The organism is Nocardiopsis exhalans (genome assembly GCF_024134545.1).
Taxonomy (GTDB): Bacteria; Actinomycetota; Actinomycetes; order Streptosporangiales; family Streptosporangiaceae; genus Nocardiopsis; species Nocardiopsis exhalans.
In genome coordinates this window covers 2453314-2475974 of sequence record NZ_CP099837.1, presented here as the reverse complement: position 1 = coordinate 2475974, position 22661 = coordinate 2453314, and the positions used below count along the sequence as shown (strand labels likewise).

At 70.7% G+C, this 22661-nt stretch carries 16 protein-coding genes and 1 riboswitch; of the genes, 7 read left to right on the top strand and 9 right to left on the bottom strand.

Going from position 1 to position 22661, the window contains the following annotated elements:
• Positions 1–325: 325 nt before the first annotated feature.
• Entirely contained in the window at positions 326–1381 is a 1056-nt protein-coding gene (locus NE857_RS11065; protein WP_184371235.1) for a coiled-coil domain-containing protein, read from the top strand.
• A 711-nt stretch (positions 1382–2092) separates the two neighbouring features.
• Positions 2093–3154, top strand: a complete 1062-nt coding sequence (locus NE857_RS11060) for a DUF3558 domain-containing protein (RefSeq protein ID WP_254420913.1) — start codon at positions 2093–2095, stop codon at positions 3152–3154.
• 100 nt (positions 3155–3254) lie between these two features.
• On the opposite strand, the gene metE is transcribed toward NE857_RS11060, so the two are convergent.
• On the bottom strand, positions 3255–5531 hold the full coding sequence (gene metE / locus NE857_RS11055; RefSeq protein ID WP_254420912.1) for a 5-methyltetrahydropteroyltriglutamate--homocysteine S-methyltransferase: 2277 nt from the start codon (positions 5529–5531) through the stop codon (positions 3255–3257).
• A 144-nt stretch (positions 5532–5675) separates the two neighbouring features.
• Positions 5676–5891: riboswitch (cobalamin riboswitch) on the bottom strand.
• Between the two features lie 231 nt (positions 5892–6122).
• Between metE and NE857_RS11050 the strand changes: the two genes are divergently transcribed.
• Together NE857_RS11050 and NE857_RS11045 are read left to right on the top strand one after the other, a co-directional pair.
• On the top strand, positions 6123–7691 hold the full coding sequence (locus NE857_RS11050) for a polysaccharide deacetylase family protein (protein ID WP_425572169.1): 1569 nt from the start codon (positions 6123–6125) through the stop codon (positions 7689–7691).
• A gap of 128 nt (positions 7692–7819) precedes the next feature.
• Complete coding sequence (locus tag NE857_RS11045) at positions 7820–9352, top strand: polysaccharide deacetylase family protein (RefSeq protein ID WP_425572168.1); 1533 nt, start codon at positions 7820–7822, stop codon at positions 9350–9352.
• A 75-nt stretch (positions 9353–9427) separates the two neighbouring features.
• Here the strand turns inward: NE857_RS11045 and NE857_RS11040 are convergent, their stop codons facing one another.
• From NE857_RS11040 to NE857_RS11015, 6 genes are all read right to left on the bottom strand, one after another.
• Positions 9428–10567: a quinone-dependent dihydroorotate dehydrogenase gene (locus NE857_RS11040; protein ID WP_254420910.1), complete on the bottom strand. Its 1140-nt coding sequence runs from the start codon at positions 10565–10567 to the stop codon at positions 9428–9430.
• Positions 10564–11487 (bottom strand): proteasome assembly chaperone family protein, encoded by a 924-nt coding sequence (locus NE857_RS11035; protein ID WP_254420909.1) that lies wholly within the window; start codon positions 11485–11487, stop codon positions 10564–10566. Before NE857_RS11035 ends, NE857_RS11040 begins: the two co-directional genes overlap by 4 nt.
• Before the next feature lie 199 nt (positions 11488–11686).
• On the bottom strand, positions 11687–13450 hold the full coding sequence (locus tag NE857_RS11030; RefSeq protein ID WP_254420908.1) for an ABC-ATPase domain-containing protein: 1764 nt from the start codon (positions 13448–13450) through the stop codon (positions 11687–11689).
• 739 nt (positions 13451–14189) lie between these two features.
• Positions 14190–14612 (bottom strand): hypothetical protein, encoded by a 423-nt coding sequence (locus tag NE857_RS11025; RefSeq protein WP_254420907.1) that lies wholly within the window; start codon positions 14610–14612, stop codon positions 14190–14192.
• 11 nt (positions 14613–14623) lie between these two features.
• Entirely contained in the window at positions 14624–15424 is an 801-nt protein-coding gene (locus NE857_RS11020) for a PhzF family phenazine biosynthesis protein (protein ID WP_254420906.1), read from the bottom strand.
• A 71-nt stretch (positions 15425–15495) separates the two neighbouring features.
• Entirely contained in the window at positions 15496–15936 is a 441-nt protein-coding gene (locus NE857_RS11015) for an Lrp/AsnC family transcriptional regulator (RefSeq protein WP_254420905.1), read from the bottom strand.
• A gap of 133 nt (positions 15937–16069) precedes the next feature.
• Between NE857_RS11015 and NE857_RS11010 the strand changes: the two genes are divergently transcribed.
• From NE857_RS11010 to NE857_RS11000, 3 genes are all read left to right on the top strand, one after another.
• Positions 16070–17167: a thiamine pyrophosphate-dependent enzyme gene (locus NE857_RS11010; RefSeq protein WP_254420904.1), complete on the top strand. Its 1098-nt coding sequence runs from the start codon at positions 16070–16072 to the stop codon at positions 17165–17167.
• Between the two features lie 68 nt (positions 17168–17235).
• Positions 17236–18219: an alpha-ketoacid dehydrogenase subunit beta gene (locus NE857_RS11005; protein WP_425572170.1), complete on the top strand. Its 984-nt coding sequence runs from the start codon at positions 17236–17238 to the stop codon at positions 18217–18219.
• The gene (locus tag NE857_RS11000) at positions 18216–19640 is read left to right on the top strand and encodes a dihydrolipoamide acetyltransferase family protein (protein WP_254420902.1); all 1425 of its coding nucleotides are present in this window, start codon (positions 18216–18218) and stop codon (positions 19638–19640) included. Before NE857_RS11005 ends, NE857_RS11000 begins: the two co-directional genes overlap by 4 nt.
• A 180-nt stretch (positions 19641–19820) precedes the next feature.
• On the opposite strand, the gene NE857_RS10995 is transcribed toward NE857_RS11000, so the two are convergent.
• Positions 19821–20663: a hypothetical protein gene (locus NE857_RS10995; RefSeq protein WP_254420901.1), complete on the bottom strand. Its 843-nt coding sequence runs from the start codon at positions 20661–20663 to the stop codon at positions 19821–19823.
• A 719-nt stretch (positions 20664–21382) separates the two neighbouring features.
• A complete protein-coding gene (kynU, locus tag NE857_RS10990; RefSeq protein WP_254420900.1) occupies positions 21383–22621 on the bottom strand; it encodes a kynureninase in 1239 nt (412 codons plus the stop codon).
• Between the last annotated feature and the right edge of the window lie 40 nt (positions 22622–22661).

Below are 22661 nucleotides of genomic sequence, written 5' to 3'. Positions count from 1 at the left end.
CCCTCATACGGTTATTTACAACACATTGGGGCGTTTGCCGGACGTGTGAATCCCCTCGCCCCTCCCGTTGGTCCGTGTGAGTGCCTACACTCATTACCGTCCCGTTACTCTCCCCGGCGTATTCGCGCCGCGGATGTCGAGGGCCCGGCCGTCGGACGGCCGCCGCGCCCCGCCCGGGAAAGACGAGCAGACGCGTCCACAGCGCCCCCGTACCCGCAGGGGGCCGCGCGTGGAGCCGAGGAGCGACCACACCGTGCAGTTTGAGGACCCAGCGCAGTTCGAAGGCCCAGCGCAGTTCGATGACACAGCGAAGGCCGGCAGCACAGTGAAGGCCGGGGACGAGTACGCCGACTTCTGGGCGCCCGATCCTCCCGCCCGCACCTGGCGGGAGGTTCTCGCCGACTGCGCCGGGCCCCTGCCGCGGGTGTTGCCCGCCCTGGCGCGCCCGGGCCGGAGCCGGGTGGCCGTGGTCTCCTTGTCCCTGCTCGGCGCGACGGCTCTGACACCGCTGCCGGCCTCGGCCGCCCCGGCCCCCGGGCTCCTCCCGCGGGAGCCGGAGAGCATGAGCGACCTCCAGTCGCGCGCCGCGGACCTGACCGAGGAGTTCCAGGGCGAGCTGCGCGACATGGAGGCGGTCATCGAGGAGGCCGAGCGGGCCGAGAGCCGCGCCGAAGGCACCCGCCAGGACGTGCGGGACGCCCGTGACCAGGTGGTCTCCCTGGCGGTGGCCACCTACACCAACAGCGGGATCGACCCGTCGATGTCGCTGTTCGTGGAGGCCGATCCGGACGAGGTCATCGACCGCGCGGTGGTCATCGACTACCTCTCCACCACCAACCAGGAGAAGATCGACCAGCTCGCCCAGGCGCTCTCCCGCGATGAGGTCGCGCAGGCCAACGCCGAGGAGCTGCTGGCCGAGGCCCAGGAGGACCTGGACGCCCTGGAGGAGCGCCGCACCGAGGTGCACGCCCTGATCGCCGACCACCCGAACCAGCCCATGCAGCCGCACAACAACCTCACCCCACGCACGGAGCAGATGCGCGACCTGGTGATCGAGGAGTTCGGGCGCGGGGACGACGTGGGCGGTGTCGGCTGCTACCGGGCCGTGGGCGGCTGGGTGGTCGGCGAGCACCCCAAGGGCCGGGCCTGCGACTTCATGCTGCACCCGAGCGGGGGCATGCCCACGCAGGCCGAGATCGACCGCGGCTGGGCGATCTCCGAATGGGCGATGGAGAACGCCGACACCCTGGGGATCATGTACATCATCTACCGGCAGCAGATCTGGGACGTGCGCCGCGGCGACACCGACTGGCGCCCGATGTCGGACCGGGGCAACCTCACCGAGAACCACTTCGACCACGTGCACATCTCGATGTTCTGACCACGTTGTGAGCATCGGTCCTGACGGGGGATCGCCGCGTGGCCCAGGCCGAGGCGTAGGTTCACGGCAGGCAGCTCGCGGCCGCGGAACCGATACGCGCAACCACCTGGTCTCCGGTACCTGATCTTCGACGCCCCTGTGGCCACAACCGGTCACGGCCCTCACTCTGCGATCACCGCCCTCCACCCGACGCAGTAGCGCATTTCACAGGAAAAGCCTTCATCCAGGCCTCAGGTGACGAAAGACCTTAATGCTGACGCCTCCCATTACCTAATACCTGATCAGCCTGTCCACGATTCGGTGTCACGATTGAGTCACGTGGAATGTGAGCTCGCGCGCGCTAAGCACGAAACGGTGACGATTCACCCTGTTGACCCCGGTCCGACCTGCCCCTCACACACCAGTCGCGGTTAGGATGCAAGGCGTCCCGACCCCTGGCCTGCGGGGAACCGGCCCGCCGGCTCCACACGCGGCGGTCGGAGCCCCGTTTGAACCGGGGACCTTCCTCACGACACGGGGAACTCCTGCCCTCGCCCACCCGCTCTCGCCCGCGGTAACGGCGTCCGAGGCGGGCCCACCTCCCCCACGGTTCCCCGTGCTGTCACCACCCCGGCGATCCGCCGGTGGCCGCCACGGGAACTCGTGAGAACCCACAGGCGCAAACGTGCGCCTAAGACAACACGGTCACCACATCACCGGGCGAGGGGAGCCATGAGCGAAAACGGACCTTACAACCAACCACCGCAGAACCCTTACGGTGGCGGGGACGGCACCGGCGGCCAGCCGCCCTACGGCCAGCCGCAGGGAGGCCCTTACGGCGACCCCGGCACCGGCGGCCAGCCCGGCTACGGTCAGGCCCCCTACCCGGGCGGCCCCGGCGTCCCCGGCCAGGACCAGGGCATGTACGCGGGCGGGCAGCCGCCCTACGGCGCCGGTCCCGGCGGCCCCGGCGTCCCCGGCGGGTACCCGCCCGCCCAGCCGCCCCAGGGCGGCGGCAGCAAGGCCGGCCTGTGGGTGGTCATCGGCGGCGGCGCGGTCATCATCGTTCTGGTGATCGCCGTGGTCGTCATGCTGGTCACCAACGGCAACCGCGGCGAAGGCGAACAGGTCGCGGTCGGTCCCGGCGATGCCTCCGAGGCCGCCGGTGACCCCGAGGAAGAGCCTGAGTCCACCGAGGAAGAGCCTGAGGAAGAGCCGGCGAACACCGGCGGCGACCTCGGCGATCCGCCGCACGGACTGCCCACCGAGCCCTGCGACGTCTTCACCGAGACGACCCAGTCGGACTTCCACCTCAGCGGTGAGGGCAGGAAGAACGTCTCGGACAACCGGGCGAGCTGCACCGGTTCCTCCAGCCGCGGCGGCGTGCCGGACAACGCCGACAGCACCACCGGCTACCTGGACGTCACCTTCAAGCTGCCCTTCAGCGCCACCGACTCCCCCGAGGCCGCCTCCACGGACATCGAGTACACGCTGGAGAATCTGCGCGGCGATGGCTACAGCGATCGTTACAGCGCCGACGACGTCGAGGAGGACAAGGAGATCGACGGCCTGGGCAGCGAGGCGTACTTCATCAGCACCACGATGAACGACTCGCTCGGCAACTCGTTCCCCGAGGCCATGCTGGTCATCCGCCAGGACAACCTCATCATCGAGATCAACTACGAACTCAGCAACTACACTGACGACAGCGCTGACTTCGTCATGCCGGACAACGTCGAGGAGAGCATGCTCGACGTCGCCAACGAGGCCCTCAACGTCCTCGCCGCCGGCTAGTAACAGCGTCGAGGGTACGGAGTACCCGAGGCCACGGAGGGGCCGCGGCAGTGCCGCGGCCCCCTTTCTCATCGCCTGGTCTCGCCCTGGTGGCGCGTGCCTAGCCCAGGTCGGCGCGTACCCGGCGGGCCGCCTCGACCATGTTGCGCAGCGCCTGCTCGGTCTCCTCGTAACCACGGGTCTTCAGACCGCAGTCCGGGTTGGCCCACAGGTTCCCGGCGTCGATGTGCGAGGCCGCCAGCCGCAGCGAGGCCTCGATCTCCTCGACCGAGGGCACCCGCGGCGAGTGGATGTCGTACACGCCCGGGCCGATCCCCCGCTTGTAGCCGCGCCGGCCCAGGGCCTCCACGACCTCCATGCGCGAGCGGGCCGCCTCGACGCTGGTGACGTCGGCGTCCAGCGCCTCGATGCCGCCGACGATCTGGTTGAACTCCGAATAGCACATGTGCGTGTGGATCGTGGTGGTCGCCGCCACGCCCGAGGTGGCCAGACGGAACGAGTTGACCGCCCAGTCCAGGTACGCCTGACGCTGCTCCCCGCGCAGGGGCAGCAGCTCGCGCAGGGCCGCCTCGTCCACCTGGATGTGGCGGATACCCGCCTTCTCCAGGTCCGCGACCTCGTCGCGCAGGGCCAGACCGACCTGACGGGCGGTCTCCCCGAGCGGCTGGTCGGTACGGACGAACGACCAGGCCAGCATGGTGACCGGACCGGTCAGCATGCCCTTGACCGGCTTGTCCGTGCGCGACTGGGCGTAGGTGATCCACTCGACCGTCATCGGCTCGGGACGCGAGACGTCACCGAACAGGATCGGGGGACGCACGCAACGCGAACCGTAGGACTGCACCCACCCGTTCTCGGTGGTGGCGTAGCCCTCCAGCTGCTCCGCGAAGTACTGGACCATGTCGTTGCGCTCGGGCTCGCCGTGCACGAGCACGTCCAGTCCGATCTCCTCCTGGAGCGCGATGACGCGGTCGATCTCCGCACGGAGGATCTGGTCGTACTCCTCCGTGGGCAGCTCGCCCCGGCGGTGCGCGGCGCGGGCCCGGCGCAGCTCCGGGGTCTGCGGGAACGACCCGATGGTGGTCGTGGTGAGCGTGATGTCCGTGGGCGCGCCGCGCTCCTCGGGGCGCTCGTAGGCGTCCGGGCCCAGAGCGTCCAGACGGGCGCGCACGCGGGCGTCGGTGAAGGACGGGTTCTGGGCCCTGGCGGCGTCGAACTCCGCGTCCTCGCCCTCGGTCAGGACGCGGCCGAGCAGGGCCACCTCCTTGGCTTTCTGCTTGGCGAAGGCCAGTGCCCCGCGCAGCTCGGGGGCCAGGGAGGTCTCGGCGTCCAGGTCGATGGGCACGTGCAGCAGCGAGCACGAGGTGCTCACGGTGAGCTCGTCGCTGAGGGCGAGCAGGGTACCCAGCTCCGCCACGGCGGCGGGCAGGTCGGTACGCCAGACGTTGCGGCCGTCCACCAAGCCCGCGACCAGGCGGGTGGAGCCGAGGCCGGAGACCGCGGCGAGGTCCGCGACACCCTCGGAGTCGGTGACCAGGTCCAGGCCCACAGCCTCCACCGGGGAGTCCTTGAGCACGCGCAGGGCGGCGGCGCCGATGGATCCGAAGTAGGTGGAGACCAGGAGGGAGGGGCGCTCGGTGAGGGAGCCCAGTCGCTGGTAGACGCGCTCGAGCCGACCGACGGCGGCGCGGCCCTCGTCGGTGGCCAGGATCGGCTCGTCGAGCTGGACCTCGGTGGCACCGGCGGCCTTGAGGTCGCCCAGGAGCTTGGCGTAGGCGTCCAGGAGCTGGTCGAGCAGCTCGATGGGCTCCCAGCCCTCGGGGGCGTCGTCGGCGGCCTTGGCCAGCATGAGGAAGGTCAGCGGGCCGACCAGCACGGGGCGGGTCTGGAAACCGGCCTCGGCGGCCTCGCGGAACTCGGCGACGGGCTTGTCACCGACCAGGCGCGGGCGGGTACTCGGGGAGAGCTCGGGGACGAGGTAGTGGTAGTTGGTGTCGAACCACTTGGTCATCTCCAGCGGAGTGGCCCCCTGCACCCCGCGGGCGAGGGCGAAGTAGCGGCGCAGCTGCTCGTCCCGGTCCCCGGCCTGGGCCGGGGAGGTGAAGCGCGAGGGCACGAGGTCGAACAGGACCGCCGTGTCCAGCACGTGGTCGTAGTAGGAGAAGGTGTTGGACGGCAGGTCGTCCACACCGGCCTCGCGCAGCTGGGCGTAGACGCCCTTGCGGAGCTCGGCGGCGACGGCGTCGAGTTCGGCGGCGGTGGTGGTGCCCTTCCAGTAGGACTCACTGGCGCGCTTGAGTTCGCGATCGGGGCCGATCCGCGGGTAACCGTGCACCGTGGACCGCACGGGCGGCCGGGCGGCCGGGTTCGTAGACATGAAGAGCTTCTCTCCCTCGTCGAAAGCCGGGTACCGGCCGCGAGGCGAGCGAGGGCGCGGGCATGCCGGGGGGAGCGCCGGATCGGCGCACGGCTGTGCCCGCCCTCGGCCCTCCCTCGGGGCGCGGGACCACCGGCGGCACGGGTGCGCCGCCGGGTGGAGGCAGGTCTTCGGACTCGTGGGCGCTTCCGGCGTGGCCGCCGGGTCTCCTACCGGTCACCGCTTCCCAGTTTCCGACTTTTCCGGTCGGATCACCAGTGCTTATGGCGACAGTCGTTCCCACTCACCGCTGCGGGGCAGTCCCGGATTCGCACCGGGTTCCCTCTTTCGACACGCACCGCCCTCCCCGAAGGGCTTCCAGGGTCGAAATGGCGGAGCGTGTACCTTCCACGCCTGCAAGTATAGGGAGCACCCCCTCCGCCCCTGAACCCGGCATGGCCCCCGCCCGCACGAAGCGAACCCTCGCCGTGTGCTCGGCATCACACCCGACATCAGCGTTACGTGGGAGAGCGCGCCCCCCGCCTCCCCCGCGAACGTTCGTCTGACGATGAACGTGGAGAACCCCAGGTGAAGCAGCAGAACCCTCAGACCCTGGCCCCCGACCGCCCCTTCCTCACGGTCGCGATCGCGATGGTCGTCCTGCTGGGGCTGGTACTGTCGGCCGCCCGACCGCCCGGTCTGCCGCCGCAGGACGCCGGCGTCGACAGTTCGTCCGGGCAGCCCGCAGCGGACGAGGAACGGCTTCCAGCCACCGGTGAACCCGACCGTCTGACGACCGTCGCCCCCGACGCCCTCCCCGGGCTCGAGGAGGCGAAAATCGCTTTCGAGGGCGACAGCGACACCGACGTCGCCTACCCGGTCATCCCCAACGCCACCCCGCTGTCGGACTTCCTGGACCGCACCCTGACCGCCCAGGTACACGCCTTCGAGGCGGCCAACCCCGGAGCTCGTTCGTTCATCGGGGAGTGGGGGCTGACCGCCGCGCAGGAGGGGATCGTGGGGGTCCGGCTGACCAGCGAGGAGACCGACTCAGAGGAGACCCGCGAGGGCCACAGCACCTACTGGTACGAGACCGGCGACGGTACGGTCCACGGCTCCAGCCACCTGATCGCCGGGCAGGCCGAGCTCACCGAACTCAACGACCGGGTGCGCGAGGCCGTGTCGGACACCGACGCCGTGCCGTCCGCGCTGCACCCGATCAGCTCCCTCTACGACTCCGTGGGCTTCAACCCCGACGGCGACCTCGTGGTGGAGTTCGACTCCGGCCAGGTCGCCCCGGCCTCGGCGGGCCGGATCCACGCGGTGATCCCCCGGGAGGAGGCCGAGGCCCTGCTGTCCGAATTCGGCCTGCGCGTACGCGAGGCCGCGACCACCGGCGTCAACGAGTTCACCATCGACCGGGCCCCCGAGGCGGACAAGGACGGCTCGAGCGCGGCCGCCCCCGGCGTGCTGCCCCCGCGTGACGACTCCGTCGACTGCGCCGACCCCGATACCAAGTGCGTGGCCCTGACCTACGACGACGGCCCCGGCGGGCGCACCCCCGAACTGCTGGACGCCCTGGCCGAACACGACGCCAGGGCCACGTTCTTCGTCACCGGATACCCGGTCATGGAGCATCCGTGGGTACTGCGGCGCACCTACGCCGAGGGCCACGAACTGGCCAACCACACGCTCAGCCACCCCAACCTGACCGAGGTCGGGGCGGGTGCGGCCCGCGCCAACCTGGAGGCCACCCAGGCCCTGGTGTACCGCGAGACCGGCTACACGATGGACCTGATGCGACCGCCCTACGGCGCCACCGACGACAAGGTCGCCGAGATCACCGCGGAGCTCGGGCTGGCGCAGATCCTGTGGAGCGTGGACACCAACGACTGGAAGGACCGCAAGGCCGACGTGGTGCGCAAGCGCGCACTGGACGGCGCGGCCGACGGCGCCATCATCCTGATGCACGACATCCACCCCACCACCATCGACGCGTCCATCGGCATCATCCGTGAACTGGACGAACGCGGGTACACCATGGTTACGGTGTCGCAGCTGCTGGGCACCACGGAGCCTGGCGGAACCTATGTCGACGGTGTCCCCGAACCCCCTTTGACAGACGAAGGGGGAGGCACGGAGGAGACCTCCGGGGAAGGTGCTTCGGACGACCTGGGGTGACCCTCGGGGCATTCCCGCCCCGGGGCGGTGTCCACATGTGGACACCGCCCCGGGGCCAGGGTCCTTGTCCCCTATGTTGCTGCCAGCAGCCGTGTGAGCAGCTGCCCTAGGCACGAGGGAGTCGGGTTTTGTCGTCGAGGAGAATCGAACCGGACCGGACCGTTCCTCGGCCGCGCACGGGCCGCCACCCGTTCTGGTCCGGGGCGCTGGCCGTGGCCCTCGTCCTGCCCCTGGCCGCGTGTGAGAACGAGATCGTGGGCGGAGGCGACCCCGCAGAGCTCACCGTGCTGGTGGACGAGGTCGAGGACGGTTTCGGGGAGTGGCGCGGGGACGCCGGGGACTTCACCGGCCACCCCTACGAACCGGAGGGGCTGGAGATCAGCGTCGCCTACCCGGAGTTCGAGGGGGCCGAGGCGTTCTCCGAGGCCTTGGCCGCGCGGGTGGACCAGGAGGTCCAGGACTTCCGGGCCGGGACCCGCGACCCGGTGAGCCTGGGCATCGGCTGGGAGCTGGTCGCCGCCGGGGACGGTGTGCTGGGTGTGCGGCTGCTCCGCACCGAGCAGGACATGCACGGTCTGCGTGAGGGCTACTCGACCTACTGGTACGACGCCCGGGCGGGCGCCGCGGCCTACTCCACCGAGCTGCTGGCCGGGCAGGAGGAACTGACCGAGCTCAACGCGATCGCGCGCGGGGAGCTGGCCGACGACGATCAGGTGGACCCCGAGGCACTGTGGCCGGTGCGGCGGACCTACGACTCGATCGGCTTCAACGACGCGGGTGACCTGGTCGTGGAGTTCAGTGACGGACACCTGTCACCGACCGTCGAGGGGCACGTCCCGGACAGCGAGCCCGGCCGCAAGACCGTGGTGGTCGAGCACGAGCGGGCCGAACCGCTGCTGTCGGACCTGGGCACGCGGGCCCGGGAGGCAGCCATGGTGGACGAGCCCGACCTGGAACTGCCCGGGACCGAGGCGGACGAGGGCGAGGAGGACCCCGGTCCGGTGCCGGGGGTGATCACCGCCGGGGAGCCTGGGGTGAACTGCTACGACGGCGAGACCAAGTGCGTGGCGCTCACCTTCGACGACGGCCCGGTCGAGGCCACCCCGCACCTGCTGGACATCCTGGCCGAGGAGGAGGTGACGGCCTCGTTCTACCTCAACGGCGGCCCGGCCCTGACCCGGCCGAGCGTGCTGCGGCGGGCCTACGCCGAGGGCCACGAGATCGCCAGCCACGGTGACGAGCACGAGCACATGAACAAGATGGAGGCCGATGAGCTGCCCCGGCAGACCGCGGCGGTGAGCGCGATGGTCCGCAGGCAGACCGGGTACACCGTGGACCTCTTCCGGCCTCCGTTCGGCGCCACCAACGACGACGTGCACGACGAGGTCGAGGCCCAGGAGATGGCCGAGATCGCGTGGACGATCGACAGCCAGGACTGGGAGAGCATCAGCCCCGACGAGATCGTGGACAACGTCATCTCCCGGATGGACCCGGGCGCGGTGGTACTGCTGCACGACCCCCAGCCCGCCACGCTCGCCGCGGTCCCGGAGCTCATCGAGCGGCTGAAGGACGACGACTACGTGTTCGTGACCACCACCCAGGCGCTCGGCGGCCCCGAGCCGGGCCGTGTCTACCCGGACGGCTGGGACGGCGACTGGTAGGGGTCGGCGACCTGGACACGCAAGAGCGGCCGGTGGGAACCCTCCCCACCGGCCGCCTTCTTGTTCCCGGGTCGGCTAGCTGGCCTCGGAGGGCTCCTGGACCACCTTCAGCGCCGGGGCCGGGGCGTCGGAGCCCACGGCCTCCTGGATCGACCGGTAACCGGCGGCGCGCACCAGCCTGGCCAGGCCGCGGTGGATCCGGCGCGGCCACAGCGGACCACCGTAGATCAGTCCGGTGTAGCCCTGGACCAGGGTGGCGCCGGCGCGGATCCGGGCCCAGGCGTCCTCGGGGGTCTCGATCCCGCCGACCGCGACCAGGGTCACCCGGTCGCCCACCTTGGCGCGCAGACGGCGCAGGACCTGCAGCGAACGCTCCTTGAGCGGGGCGCCCGACAGGCCTCCGGCACCGGCCTCCTCGATCTCGGCGTCGGGGGTGTCCAGCCCGGCGCGGGAGATCGTGGTGTTGGTGGCGATGATCCCGTCCAGGCCCTCGGCCAGCGCGAGCTCGGCGACGGCGTCCACGTCCTCGTCGGCCAGGTCCGGGGCGATCTTCACCAGCAGCGGCAGCTCGGGGCGGCCCGCCTCGGCGAGGGACTCGCGGACCGCGGTGACCAGCGGCAGCAGCTGCTCCACGCCCTGGAGGTTGCGCAGGCCCGGGGTGTTGGGCGAGCTGACGTTGATGACCATGTAGTCGGCGTAGGGTGCCAGCCGCAGGGCGCTGAGCGCGTAGTCGGCGGGCGCCTCGGCTTCGGGGGTCACCTTGGTCTTGCCGATGTTGATCCCCACCAGCGGGCCCTTGCGCTGGTGGTGCAGGCGTTCGGCGACCAGCGCCGAACCCTCGTTGTTGAAGCCCATCCGGTTGACGATGGCGCGGTCGGCCACCAGCCGGAACAGGCGCGGCTTGGGGTTTCCGGGCTGGGGGTGGGCGGTGACGGTACCCACCTCCACGTAGCCGAAGCCCAGGGCGGCCAGGCCGCGCGGGCTCTCAGCGTTCTTGTCGAAACCGGCGGCCATGCCCAGCGGGCCGGGGAACTCCCGGCCCAGGGCCTGCACGGTGAGCTCGGGCTCACGCGGTCCCAGGACCCGCTCCATGGTCTCGGCCACACCGGGTACGGCGGTCACGCCGCGCAGGGCGGCGAAGCTCAGCTTGTGGACCTTCTCCGCGTCCATGTGGCGCAGGACCGAGCTGAAGAGGACTTGGTAGAACACGGTCATCCGTTTCCGTCTCCCTCGCGTTCGGCGAGGAAGCGTTCGAGTTCCGCGCCGAGCTCGTCGGCGGTGGGCAGGCCCGCGGCGTCGTCGGACAGGGGGGCGGGGCCGCCGCCCTCCTCCGAGCGCGAGGACATGATGTCGTCGTACTGGCGTTCCAGGTTGGCGACCACGCGCTGGATCTCCTCGGAGGCCGCGACCTGCTCGGCGATCTCCACGTCCGTGGCAGCGGCGACCTCCTCCATCCTCTCCGTCGCCACGGCCAGGCCGGTCGCCCCGGCCACGTACTCCACGGCGGCGATGGCCGCCCGCGGGTAGGTGGACTGACCCAGGTAGCTGGGCACGTGGATGGCGTAGCCGAGGAAGTCGTGACCGCTCTCGCCCAGGCGGAACTCCAGCAGCGAGACCGCGCTCCCGGGCACCTCGACCCGGCCGATCCACGGGGTGTGCCCCGCGACCAGTTCGGGCCGGGTGGAGTGCGGCGTGACCGTGACCGGCCGGGTGTGCGGGACCGCCATGGGGATGCCGTTGGCGCTGATGGACAGCGAGACGGAGAAGCGCTCGACCAGGCTCGTGGCCGCCGCGACGAAGGCCTCCCACTCACGGTCCGGCTCCGGGCCGTGCAGGAGGAGGAAGGGACTGCCCTCGTCGTCGTGCATCCGGTACAGGGCCAGCTTGGGCGGGGTGTACTCGGTCCAGGTGTTCTCGACGAAGGTCATCGGCGGCCTGCGGTCGCGGTAGTCCACCAGGCGATCGGTGTCGAAGGTCGCGATCTCCTCGGCGGTGAACCGTTCGAACAGCGTCTCGGCCATCTGGCGGCCTGCGTTTCCGGCGTCGACGAAGCCGTCCAGACAGACGAGCATCACCAGTCCGGCGACGTCGTCGAAGCCTGGGTGGAGTTCGTACAGATCTGCGGGGTCACGCACCGGGTTCTCGTCTCCAAAGCTGGTCGGGGTCGCAGGGGGCGCGACGCACCCGCTCCGGACTGCCGGAAAGGACCGATATGCCCCTCAGCGGGGTCGCTGTGCCCTGCTTTTCCACAATACCGACCCGGCACAGGTGGGACCGGACCCCCGGCCCCGGAGGTGAGAACGGCCACACCGCTGCCGCGTACGGCAGCGGTCCTCAGCGCTGGCTCGTGACGGTGAGGGAGCGCAGGCGGTTGAGGGTGGCGGCGATCTCGTGCCTGCGAGGCAGGGCGTAGTCCCCGCCGAAGTCCCCGCCGAAGAGGGTCACCCCCTTCTCGTCCAGCGCCTCCTCCAGGGAGTCCAGTGCCTCGGCCAGGGTTCGGGTCCCGTCGAGGTGCCGCCCCCGGACCAGCGCACGCAGGGCCAGCCCGGCCCCGGTGATCTGCCCCGGGTCCACGAACTGCTCCACCGAGCGGACGTCGATGTCGCTCTCGCCGAAGACCAGCACGTCCATGTCGCGGCGTTTGAGCCTGCTGCGCCCCTTGGCGGTGTTCTCGTCCACCGAGCCGGGATCGATCACGCGGGCCCGGGGCAGGGTGAACTCGGCGTCCTCGCGCTCATGTGCCAGGCCCCGGGCGCGTTCGGTGACGTCGTGCGGATGGTAGGCGTCCAGCATGATCACCTGGTCGGCGACGTCGAAGTAGTCGCCGCTGCCGCCCATCACCAGGACCGTGGAGACCCGGTGCTCGCGGTGCAGGGGCCGGACCAGGTCGACGAACGGCACCAGCGGCTCCCGGTCGCCGTGCACCAGGGCCTGCATGCGCTCGTCGCGGATCATCAGGTTGGTGGCGGTGGAGTCCTCGTCCACCAGCAGGGTGCGCGCCCCGGCCTCCACCGCCTCACAGATGTTGGCCGCCTGCGAGGTGGAACCGGAGGCGTTCTCGGTGCGGAAGTCGCTGGTATCGGCCCCGGTGGGCAGGTTGCGCACGAAGGGGCTGACGTCGACGCGCTCCACGCCCCTGCCCTCCTCCGCACGGATCTTGACCGCGTCCTGCCTGGTCACCACGAGTTCACGGCCGTCGCCGGGCACGTGGTCGTACACCCCCCGTTCCAGGGCGTGCAGCAGGGTGGACTTGCCGTGGAAGCCGCCGCCGACGATGAGGGTGATGCCCTCGGGCACTCCCATACCGGTGACCGTGCCCCGGTGCGGCAGGTCGACGCTCACCCGCAGGCTCTCCGGGGAGGCGAAGGGCACCACTCCCCGCCCAGCCATGGGCTCGTCGCTCACCCCGCTGCGCCGGGGCAGGACCGCCCCGTCCGCCACGAAGGCGACCAGGTCCCGCTCGGCCAGGCCCGCGCGCAGCGCGACGGTGTCGGCCACGCTGTCGGCGAAGGCCTCGGCCTCCTCCCGGTCGATCTCGTCCCAGTCGAGGTCGTCGATCAGCTCGGGGACGGTACGGCACAGCTCCCGCTCGGCGGTGCGGCCGTCGATCCGACGGCCCTGCCCGGGCAGGTCCAGCCCGATCCGCAGGTCCAGCGCCCCCTCCTCGGTGACCTGGCAGGAGGAGCGGGCGATGACCTCCTGGCCGCCGGTGTCGATCTTGAGCAAGGACCCCTTGAGCAGCCGCCGGGCGCGTCGGCCCAGGTAGTCGGCGGTCGCCCGGCGCCGGACGGGGTCCGCGTAGGCGCTGTCCGGGATCCCGGCGTCCGGCCGCAGGAGGCGGATGCGCGAGGGTGGGGCGAAGGGGTCGGCCTGGACCCGCTGCACGGTGAGGGTGAAGTCGCCGAAGTCCCAGTCGCCCTTGAGCGCCTTGTAGCGCCCGTAGGAGGCGCCGTGCATCTTCAGGAGCTCCTCGGACAGGTGCGCCTCGTCGCGTTTGCCGCGGATGGGTTCGGGCTCGGGCCTGCGGCCGCCACCAGCGCCCCGGCCCCCGCCGCCGTAACGGCGTCCCTGGCCACTGTTCCCCCGCTGCCCCGTCATCGATACCCCCGAATCGCTTGAACGTCACTGCACGCCCAGGTTAGGACTTCTGCGCGAATCCCGCTCCGGCCCTGTGGACGACCCCGTCGTCCACAGCGGTGCCGGTCGACCCCGGACGTAAGGCGACAGCGAGAGCGGTTGTCTCGCCCGTGCCGACCGGCCCCGCCCCACAACGCCCTGCGTGTCGCGTATCGCGGCCGGCCTGCTCGCGCTGTTCAGTCACCCGTTCGAAGATGATCTTGCTACCAGAGGCGAGTTCGGCGCCGAACTCGCTTCTGGTAGCAAGATCACGAGGGATCGAGGGGTTCGGGCCCCGGTCCGAGTGGCCGGGTACGGAAAACGGGTGAAGGAGGCCCGTGCCGAGGGCTTGAATCGGCGGCCGGAGGTGAGGCCGGTGCGGCCTGGTGCTGCGCAACCCGGGTGCGGGGATTCCCTGAGAGCACCCGTGTCTTCCCTGAGAGCACTCGTGCCCTGTGCACCCGGACCTCTGGGGCCGGGCCGGGTACGGGGTTCGCGGCCCGACCTCCAGAGGACGTCGGTCAGGCAGGAGGGGGCCTACGCCGACCGGCGGGGCGGACGCGGCCCGTCCGGAAACAAGGGGCGCCCCGGTCAGGCCGTGTCCCGACACCTCCTCGGAGGGGGTGGGGGGTGTCGTGGAACCATTCTTACCGGACCGGGGCAGGTCGTACGGGGAAAACCGAGAAACCGAGGGAATACGCTTGCGCGCGAGTGATGCGAATCAGGCGATAGCCGCCCGGAACGCCCGGTCGTGCTGGTCCACCGGGCTGTCGGACAGGTCCCCGACGAACACGGCCACCGGCTGGCCGCCCTTGTCCTCGAGCTCCGCCGCCAGCCGCTTCCACTCGACGAGGTTGGGGTGCTTGAGCTCCACGCAGGCTTCGGCCGGTGCGAGGGCGTCCATGGCCGAGGCGAGGCGGGCCGGGGTGAGTTCGTAGGTGGCCGTGCCGCGGGTGTGGCCGCACTCGATCGCCAGGACGATGGCGGGCAGAGGGCTCGTGCCGACGTTGGTCAGCCCGAAGGTCGTCTCCCCGTCGCGGTGCACCCCCACCGCGTAGGCCGCCGGGCGCTGATAGCCGGTGTGCCCTGATTCCAGCCGCTCGCGGGCGGCGTTGATCTCTTCCTTCGTGGCCCACTGCTCCATGGGGATCCCTTCTAGAGGTTCAGGTTTCCGGTGGCGACGGTAACAGCGTCGCCACCGATGAGGACGCGGTCGCCGGTCAGCTGGAGGTGCAGGTCACCGCCGCGTGGGGAGGCCTGGTGGGCGAGGAAGTCGGTGCGGCCCAGGCGCTCGGCCCAGAACGGGGCGATGACGGTGTGCGCGCTGCCCGTCACCGGATCCTCGGGGACACCGACGTTGGGCGCGAAGAACCGGGAGACGATGTCGGGGCCGCCCTCTGCCCCCTTGTCTCCACGCGCGGTGACGATGACGCCGCGGGCCGGGATCCGGGCCAGTCCGGCCTGATCGGGGTCAAGGGAGCGGACGGTGGCCTCGTCCGCGAGCTCGACGAGCAGATCGTTCGTACCGCCGCGGCCGACCCACAGGGGGCGTGCGCCGAGAGCCTCGGCCAGACCCTCGGGTTCTGCGACCCCGGTGGCGGGGCGGGCCGGGAAGTCCATCCAAAGCCTGCCGTCCCTGCGCTCCACGGTGAGGATGCCGCTGCGGGTGCTGAAGCGGATCGGCCCCTGGACCCCGAGCTCGGTGAGGGCGTGCGCGGTGGCCAGGGTGGCGTGCCCGCACAGGTCCACCTCGACCCTCGGGGTGAACCAACGCAGTTCGAAGTCGGCGTCGGGGCCCTCGATCCGGCGGGCGAAGGCGGTCTCGGAGAGGTTGAACTCCGCGGCGACCCCCTGTGCCCAGGCCCCGGGGTAGGTCTCGTCCAGGACGAGGACGGCGGCGGGGTTGCCGGACAGGGGCTCGGCGGTGAAGGCGTCGACGACGCGGTACTCGGGCATGGGCCCATTCTGCCAAGTGGACTGGGGTGACCAAGGGCCAGCTTCGGGTGAAGTGGACCCTACTGCCACCCCTACTGCAGGTGTGGCTCGTCCAGGATGAACATGGTCTGGGTGCTCTTCACCTCGGGCAGGCGCTGGAGCCGCTCCAGGACGAAGGTGCGCAGGGCCGCGGCGTCGGCCACCCGGACCAGGAGCAGCAGGTCCACGTCGCCGGAGACCAGGGCCGCGTGGTCGACCTCGGGGATGTCGCGCAGGTACCCGCGGAACCTCTCCCAGGAGTGCTGTTCGATCCGCACGGAGACGTAGGCCGAAAGCGCGGTGCCGTACTTCTCTGGATCGATGACGGCGGTGAAACCCCTGATCACACCCTCGTCACGCAGGCGTTCGAGACGGGAGTAGGCGTTGGCCCGGGAGATGTGCGCGCGTTCGGCGACGGCTCGTATCGACATGCGGCCGTCGTCGCGCAGGAGGGTGATGATCCGCCGGTCGGTGTCGTCCAGCTGCACGGCCATGTGTCTTACCTCATACCGTCCGCATGGTGGACGAGTTAGATGATTTGCGATTGCGGGCGCCCTACCGAGCAGTTCGTCCAGCATCGGCGTGGGCCCATCGACAATATGGGGTGATTCAGCTCATATTCAAGACATGAAGTACACCGATGAGCGATCTCGTCCGGTTCCTCCTCTCCCATCCCAGGAACCGGTGCGACTGGTGGACCGGCACGGCCGACGTCACGAACACTCCTCGTTCACCGCTCCCGACCCGGCAGTCCTCGCCGAGCTCCACCGGGCCATGGTCATCGGACGACGCTTCAACCAGCAGGCCAGCACCCTCGCCCGGCAGGGGCGCCTCGCGGTCTACCCCTCCTCCATGGGGCAGGAGGCCTCCCAGGTGGGCGGGGTGCTGGCGCTGTCGGAGCGGGACTGGCTCTTCCCCAGTTACCGCGACAGCGTCGCCATGGTCACGCACGGCGTGGACCCGGTGGAGACGCTCACGCTCTTCCGCGGCGACTGGCACTCGGGCTACAACCCGCACCGGTACCGCTGCGCGCCCCAGTGCACGCCGTTGGCCACGAACGCCTCGCACGCGGTGGGCCTGACCTACGCCGCCCGCCGCAAGGGCCGCGACGTGGCCGCCCTGGTGCTCATGGGCGACGGCGCCACCAGTGAGGGCGACGCACACGAGGCGTACAATTTCGCCGCCGTGTGGAACACCCCGGTGGTCTTCCTCATCCAGAACAACCACTGGGCGATCAGCGTCCCGGTCCACCGGCAGAGCGCCGCGCCCACCCTCGCGCACAAGGCCGTCGGCTACGGCATGCGCGGGTACAACGTGGACGGTAACGACGCCGCCGCGGTGCACGCGGTGGTCAAACACGCCCTGGCCGAGGCCCGCGACGGCGGCGGCCCCGCGATCGTCGAGGCGCTCACCTACCGCATCGACCCGCACACGAACTCGGACGCCCCGCAGCGCTACCGGGACGCCGCCGAGGTGGAGTACTGGGCCGAACGCGACCCGCTGGCGCGTATGGAGGCTCTGCTGCGCAACGAGCAGGTGGTGGACGACGGTCTCCTGGAGATCTACGAGCGGGACGGTGAGAAGGTCGCCACCGCGGTCCGCGAGCGCATGGCCGGGGAGGACAAACTCGACCCGGGCTCCCTGTTCACCGACGTGTACGCCGCCGTCCCCCCGGCGCTGGAACAGCAACGGCGAGGGCTGGCGGAGGAGTTGAAGGGGGTCTGATGGCGCGCACACGCACCTGGGAACCCACCGCCTCCGGCACCGACGCCGCCGAGACGGCCGAGGTCACCATGGGCGCGGCGCTCAACCGCGCCCTGCACGACGCCGTCGCCGAGGACCCCGACGTGGTGGTCTACGGGGAAGACGTCGGCCCGCTGGGCGGGGTCTTCCGGGTCACGGACGGTCTGACCTCGACTTTCGGTGAGGAACGGTGCTTCGACTCACCGCTGGCGGAGTCCGGGATCGTGGGCACCGCCATCGGCATGGCCATGTACGGGCTGCGGCCCGTGGTGGAAATGCAGTTCGACGCTTTCGCCTACCCCGCCTTCGAGCAGGTCGTCTCGCACCTGGCCAAGATGCGCAACCGTACCCGGGGCGCCGTCACCCTGCCGGTGGTGATCCGGGTGCCCTACGGCGGTGGAATCGGCGGGGTCGAGCACCACAGCGACTCCTCCGAGGCCTACTACACGCACACCCCGGGGCTGCGCGTGGTCACACCCGGCACCCCCGCGGACGCCTACTCCATGCTGCGCGAGGCGATCGCCGTCGACGACCCGGTGGTGTTCCTGGAACCCAAGCGGCGCTACTGGTCCCGGCAGGCGGTGAACCTGCCGGTGCGTACGGAGCCGATGGAACGCTCCGTGGTGCGCCGACCGGGTACGGACGTGACCCTCATCGCCTACGGTCCGATGGTGGAGACCGCTCTGGAGGCCGCCGAGCAGGCCGCTTCGGAGGGGCGGGACATCGAGGTCGTGGACCTGCGCCAACTGGCTCCGTTCGACGACGCCGCGGTAGCCGCCTCGGTCCGCCGGACCGGACGCGCGGTGGTGGTGCACGAGGCCTCGGTCTTCGGCGGTTACGGCGCGGAGGTGGCCGCGCGCCTGACCGAGCAGTGCTTCCACTACCTGGAGGCCCCGGTGCTGCGGGTCGGCGGGCTGGACATCCCGTATCCGCCGCCGAAGCTGGAGGAGCACCACCTGCCCGGGGTGGACCGGATCCTGGCCGCGGTGGACCGCCTCCAGTGGGAGTCCGAGTGGGTGGAGGGGCGCGAGTGAACGAGGAGCGCCGGGACGAGGAGCGCCAGGCCGAAGAGCGCCGGGCCGCCACCTTCGCCCTCCCCGACCTGGGTGAGGGGCTGGCCGACGCGGAGATCGTGTCCTGGCTGGTCACGGCGGGGGACCGTATCTCCGTCGACCAACCGGTGGTCGAAGTGGAGACCGCGAAGGCGACGGTGGAGGTCCCCTCCCCCTACGGTGGGACCGTCACCGAACTCCACGGGGCGGTGGGCGAGGTGGTCGCGGTCGGCGCACCCCTGATCACCGTTGACACTCGAACCGCTGCCGGACCAAGCGGTACGACCAACAGCGGCACAGGCAGCACGACACAGACCACCGTGCCGAACACACGGGACGGTTCCGACCCCGCGGGCGGCAACGGCGCCGCCGACAAAGACGCGGGTTCGGGCGCGGTCCTGGTGGGTTACGGCACGGGACAGGGCACGCGGCCCTCGCGCCGCCGTGTCCACGGGGCGGGCGGGCCAGCCGAGTCAACGGCGACCGGCGGCCCGCCCACAACCTCCACCGCTCCCCCGGCCCCGGCGGTGACCAGGGTGGTCTCCCCCCTGGTCCGGCGGCTGGCCCGGGAGAACGGAATCGACGTCACCGCGCTGCGCGGCAGCGGTGAGGGCGGGCTGATCCTGCGCCGCGACGTCGAGGCGCAGCTTCGGGCCGCAGCCGCGCCCGCCGCAGTGCCGGAGCCCGCACCCCGACCCGCTGACCCGCCCGGAACCCGTCGCATCCCGTTGCGCGGAGCGCACCGGGTGATGGCCGAACGCCTGTCCCGGTCCCGCCGCGAGATCCCCGAGGCGACCGTGTGGGTGGACGCCGACGCCACCGGGATGCTGGAGCTGCGCCGGGAGCTCAACGAGGCCGCACCGGACCGGCCTGTGGGAGTACTGGGGCTGGTGGCGCGGTTCGCACTGCTGGGCCTGGCTCGATTCCCGGAACTGAACGCGCGCTTCGACCCCGCACGTCAGGAGATCGTGCGCCACGACGCCGTGCACCTGGGGTTCGCCGCGCAGACCCCGCGCGGCCTGGTGGTTCCGGTGGTCCGCGACGCCCACACGCTCACCACGCGAGAACTCTCCGCCCGGCTGGGCGAGCGCGCCGGAGCCGCTCGTGCCGGTGAGCTCGCCCCCGCTGACCTGGGCGGCGGAACCTTCACGGTGAACAACTACGGGGTGTTCGGGGTGGACGGCTCGGCGGCGATCATCAACCACCCGGAGGTAGCGATCCTGGGGGTGGGTCGCATCCTGCGCCGCCCGTGGGTGGTCGGCGACGACGTGGTCCCCCGCCCGGTCACGGAACTCACCCTGACCTTCGACCACCGGGTCTGCGACGGCGGTATGGCGGGCGGCTTCCTGCGCTGGGTCGCCGACTGTGTGGAACGCCCTCAGCTGCTGCTCGGCGATCTCTGACCACGGCTCAGGGGCCGCGATCGTCGATCGCGGCCCCTGCCCCTACCCACTCTCCGAGGGTCCGTTCCCTCCGGGAGTCTCCTTTGTTCCCCCCGCCAGGAGGAACACCTGGCATGTCGGACTCCCGAGGTCACGGATGACCAGAGGTGGGCCCGGGGGTGGTTCTTGGTGCTGTCGGAGTTACTTGCCGCGCAGCTTGTCGAAGAACGAGGCGATGCCGTGGCGGCCGTCGCTCTCGGCCATCAGGCCCTTACCGCTGTCGTCGTCGGCACCGGCGTGGGCGCCGGCGGGGCGACGGGTCCAGGCGAAGAACAGCGCGATCAGGATCGCGGGGATGATCGCCAGGGTGAGCAGACCGGCGGCGGAGGGGGTGCCCTCGGCGCCCATCAGGCCGAAGCCGGACAGGTCGTTGGTCGCGGTCTCGGCGGTGACGCCGGTGTCGGAGTCGTCCTGTTCCTCTGCGGCGGGAGCCTCGTCCTGCTGCTCCTCGGCGTCCTCGGAGGTCTCTTCGGAGGCGTCCTCGGCGACCTCTTCCTCCTCGGCTTCCTCTTCCTCTTCCTCCTGCGGCAGGTACTCCGCGGGGATCTCCGAGACGGCGTTCTCACACTTGTTCTCGGGCTGCTGGAACGGGTACGGCGTGCCCTCGTCCCCGTGGCCGTCGCCCCACTTGGTGATGAAGTACTCGACCTCGGCGTGGCCGTTGCCGCCGCTGACCACGAGGGTCTGGTCGTCGAAGGTCTCGCCCATCATGTCGGCGAAGGTCTTGCCGTCGATGTCGAGAAGGACGTCGCAGTCGTGGGAGGGGACACCGGGACCGCGATCGCCGATGAAGAACTCGTACTCCTCGCCCTCGTGGACGATGAATCCCTCGGTGCCCAGCGGCCAGCTGGGGCTGGAGAAGAGCCCCTTCTGCATGGGTTCACCACTGGCGGGCAGCCCGGTGTCGCCGTTGATGCCGGAACCGTCGTCCCAGAAGTAGGTCGCGGTCATTTCGCCGTACTGAATGGGAGTCTCGTTGCTCATGAAGTATTAGCCAGGTTGACGTCAGAGGCCGAGAAGACCGGGGCATGACTCGTCAGGGCACACGGGTGCACAGGTCTGCACTCCGGGCTGGTGTCATGCCATGGGGCGTCCCGCGTCGCTGGCGGCGAGTGGCGGGGTGGGAACGGGGGGCCGGATCGGCTCCGCCGGACAGCTGCGCGTGGATTCGCGCTGCTCGTTCCCGAGAGAGATGAGGTCTCGATTCCCTTCCGACCCGCAGGCCGGTCAAGGGCTCGGCACCGGTGCGTTAAAGGTTCATAACGAGCCGGTCACGAAGGACACTAACCCAGGCTTTGGCAAAGTACCGAAGGATTCCGAGTAAAATGACAGTGCGTGTTTACAAAAATACAAAATGACGCAGCCCGAAACCTGCCCTGAAAACACGAAAAACCCCTGTCAGCAGGGGTTCGCGGGCCTGTCCGAGGACGGCGGACAGGCCCGCGCGTGGCCCTCGTCATAAACCGGTACACGTGTCCGCGGGACGAGCCGGAAGCGGCCAGGGGGCCACATACGCACCGGAAGGTCACGGGACCGGGACTATTCCGGAGCGGGTCAGGGGTGGAGCGGGGAAGCCGTGCGGAGGGCTTTCGTGGTAAAGGCCACGTAAGCGTGGTCTTGGCCGGGGTCACGGCAGGGCACCCAAGGCCCAGCCGGTACAAAGAACTCCCCGGTAGGTTGCCCGACCGGGGAGTGCTCGCGGATCAGGTCACCTGTGACCTGCGGTTGAAGCGTTCGGCACGCCACTCGCCGGACTCCACGACCTCGACGAGCGCGGTGGCGGCGTCGTAGACGTCCACGTAGCGCAGGTAGAGCGGGGTGAACCCGAAGCGCATGACGTCCGGAGCACGGAAGTCACCGATCACCCCGCGCTCGATCAGCGCCTGCACGATCGGGTAACCGGCGCCCTCCTCCGGCTGGATGAGGGCGACCTGGCTGCCGCGCCGCTCGTGTTCGGCCGGGGTGATCGAGGCCAGGCCCACCGAGGCCGCCTTGGCCAGGAAGAGGTCGGTCATGGCCAGGCTCTTGGTCCGCACGTGCGCCAGGTCGGCCTTGGCCCACACGTCCAGTCCGGCCTCCAGGGCCGCGTCGGCCACCAGCGGTTGCGATCCGCTCAGGAAGCGCGAGACCCCCGGGGCGGGTTCGTAGTCAGGCGTGAAGTCGAAGGGGCGGGCGTGCCCGTGCCAACCGCTGAGCGGCTGGTCGGCGGCGGCGTGATGGCGGCGGGCCGCGTACAGGAACGCGGGGGCACCCGGACCGGCGTTGAGGTACTTGTAGGTGCACCCCACCGCGAAGTCCACGTCGTTGCCGGACAGCTCGATGGGCACCGCGCCCACACTGTGGCACAGGTCCCAGATCACCAGGGTGCCGTGCTCGTGCGCCAGGCGGGTGATCCCGGCCATGTCGCGCAGCACCCCGCTGCGGTAGTCCACGTGGCTGAGCAGCAGGACGGCGACGTCCTCCCGGGCCAGGGCCTCGGCCAGCTCGGGGCCGTCCGGGTCGATCCGGCGCTGCCGCGCACCGGCCAGGCCGACCGCGCCCTCGGTGACGTACAGGTCGGTCGGGAAGTTGCCCGCCTCGCCCAACACCACCGAGCGGTCGGACAGGCGCAGCGCCGTGACCAGGCACTTGAACAGGTTGGCGGAGGCACCGTCACCGACGATCACCTCGTCCGCGTCGGCCCCGACCAGGGGCGCGACCTTGGCACCCAGGGTGCGCGGCTTGTCCCACCAGCCGGCGTCGTTCCAGCTGCGGATGAGGTCCTGGCCCCACTCGCGCTCGATCATGTCGGCGACCCGGGCGGGGGTGGAGCGGGGCAGCGCGCCCAGCGAGTTGCCGTCCAGGTAGATCACGCCCTCAGGAAGGACGAACTCCTCGCGGAGGGCGGCGAGGGGGTCGGCCGCGTCCAGGGCGGCGCACTCCTCACGGGTGGTGGGCGTCATCGGGTCCTGCTTCCTTGCGAAGGCTGTGCTGTGAGGTGTG

Bases quoted from the DNA above. Each gene is read 5' to 3' on its own strand.
- NE857_RS11060 (WP_254420913.1), top strand. From the start codon at position 2,093: ATGAGCGAAAACGGACCTTACAACCAACCACCGCAGAACCCTTACGGT.
- metE (WP_254420912.1), bottom strand. From the start codon at position 5,531: ATGTCTACGAACCCGGCCGCCCGGCCGCCCGTGCGGTCCACGGTGCAC.
- NE857_RS11040 (WP_254420910.1), bottom strand. From the start codon at position 10,567: ATGACCGTGTTCTACCAAGTCCTCTTCAGCTCGGTCCTGCGCCACATG.
- NE857_RS11030 (WP_254420908.1), bottom strand. From the start codon at position 13,450: ATGACGGGGCAGCGGGGGAACAGTGGCCAGGGACGCCGTTACGGCGGC.
- NE857_RS11025 (WP_254420907.1), bottom strand. From the start codon at position 14,612: ATGGAGCAGTGGGCCACGAAGGAAGAGATCAACGCCGCCCGCGAGCGG.
- NE857_RS11020 (WP_254420906.1), bottom strand. From the start codon at position 15,424: ATGCCCGAGTACCGCGTCGTCGACGCCTTCACCGCCGAGCCCCTGTCC.
- NE857_RS11015 (WP_254420905.1), bottom strand. From the start codon at position 15,936: ATGGCCGTGCAGCTGGACGACACCGACCGGCGGATCATCACCCTCCTG.
- NE857_RS11010 (WP_254420904.1), top strand. From the start codon at position 16,070: ATGAAGTACACCGATGAGCGATCTCGTCCGGTTCCTCCTCTCCCATCC.
- NE857_RS11005 (WP_425572170.1), top strand. From the start codon at position 17,236: ATGGGCGCGGCGCTCAACCGCGCCCTGCACGACGCCGTCGCCGAGGAC.
- NE857_RS10995 (WP_254420901.1), bottom strand. From the start codon at position 20,663: ATGAGCAACGAGACTCCCATTCAGTACGGCGAAATGACCGCGACCTAC.
- kynU (WP_254420900.1), bottom strand. From the start codon at position 22,621: ATGACGCCCACCACCCGTGAGGAGTGCGCCGCCCTGGACGCGGCCGAC.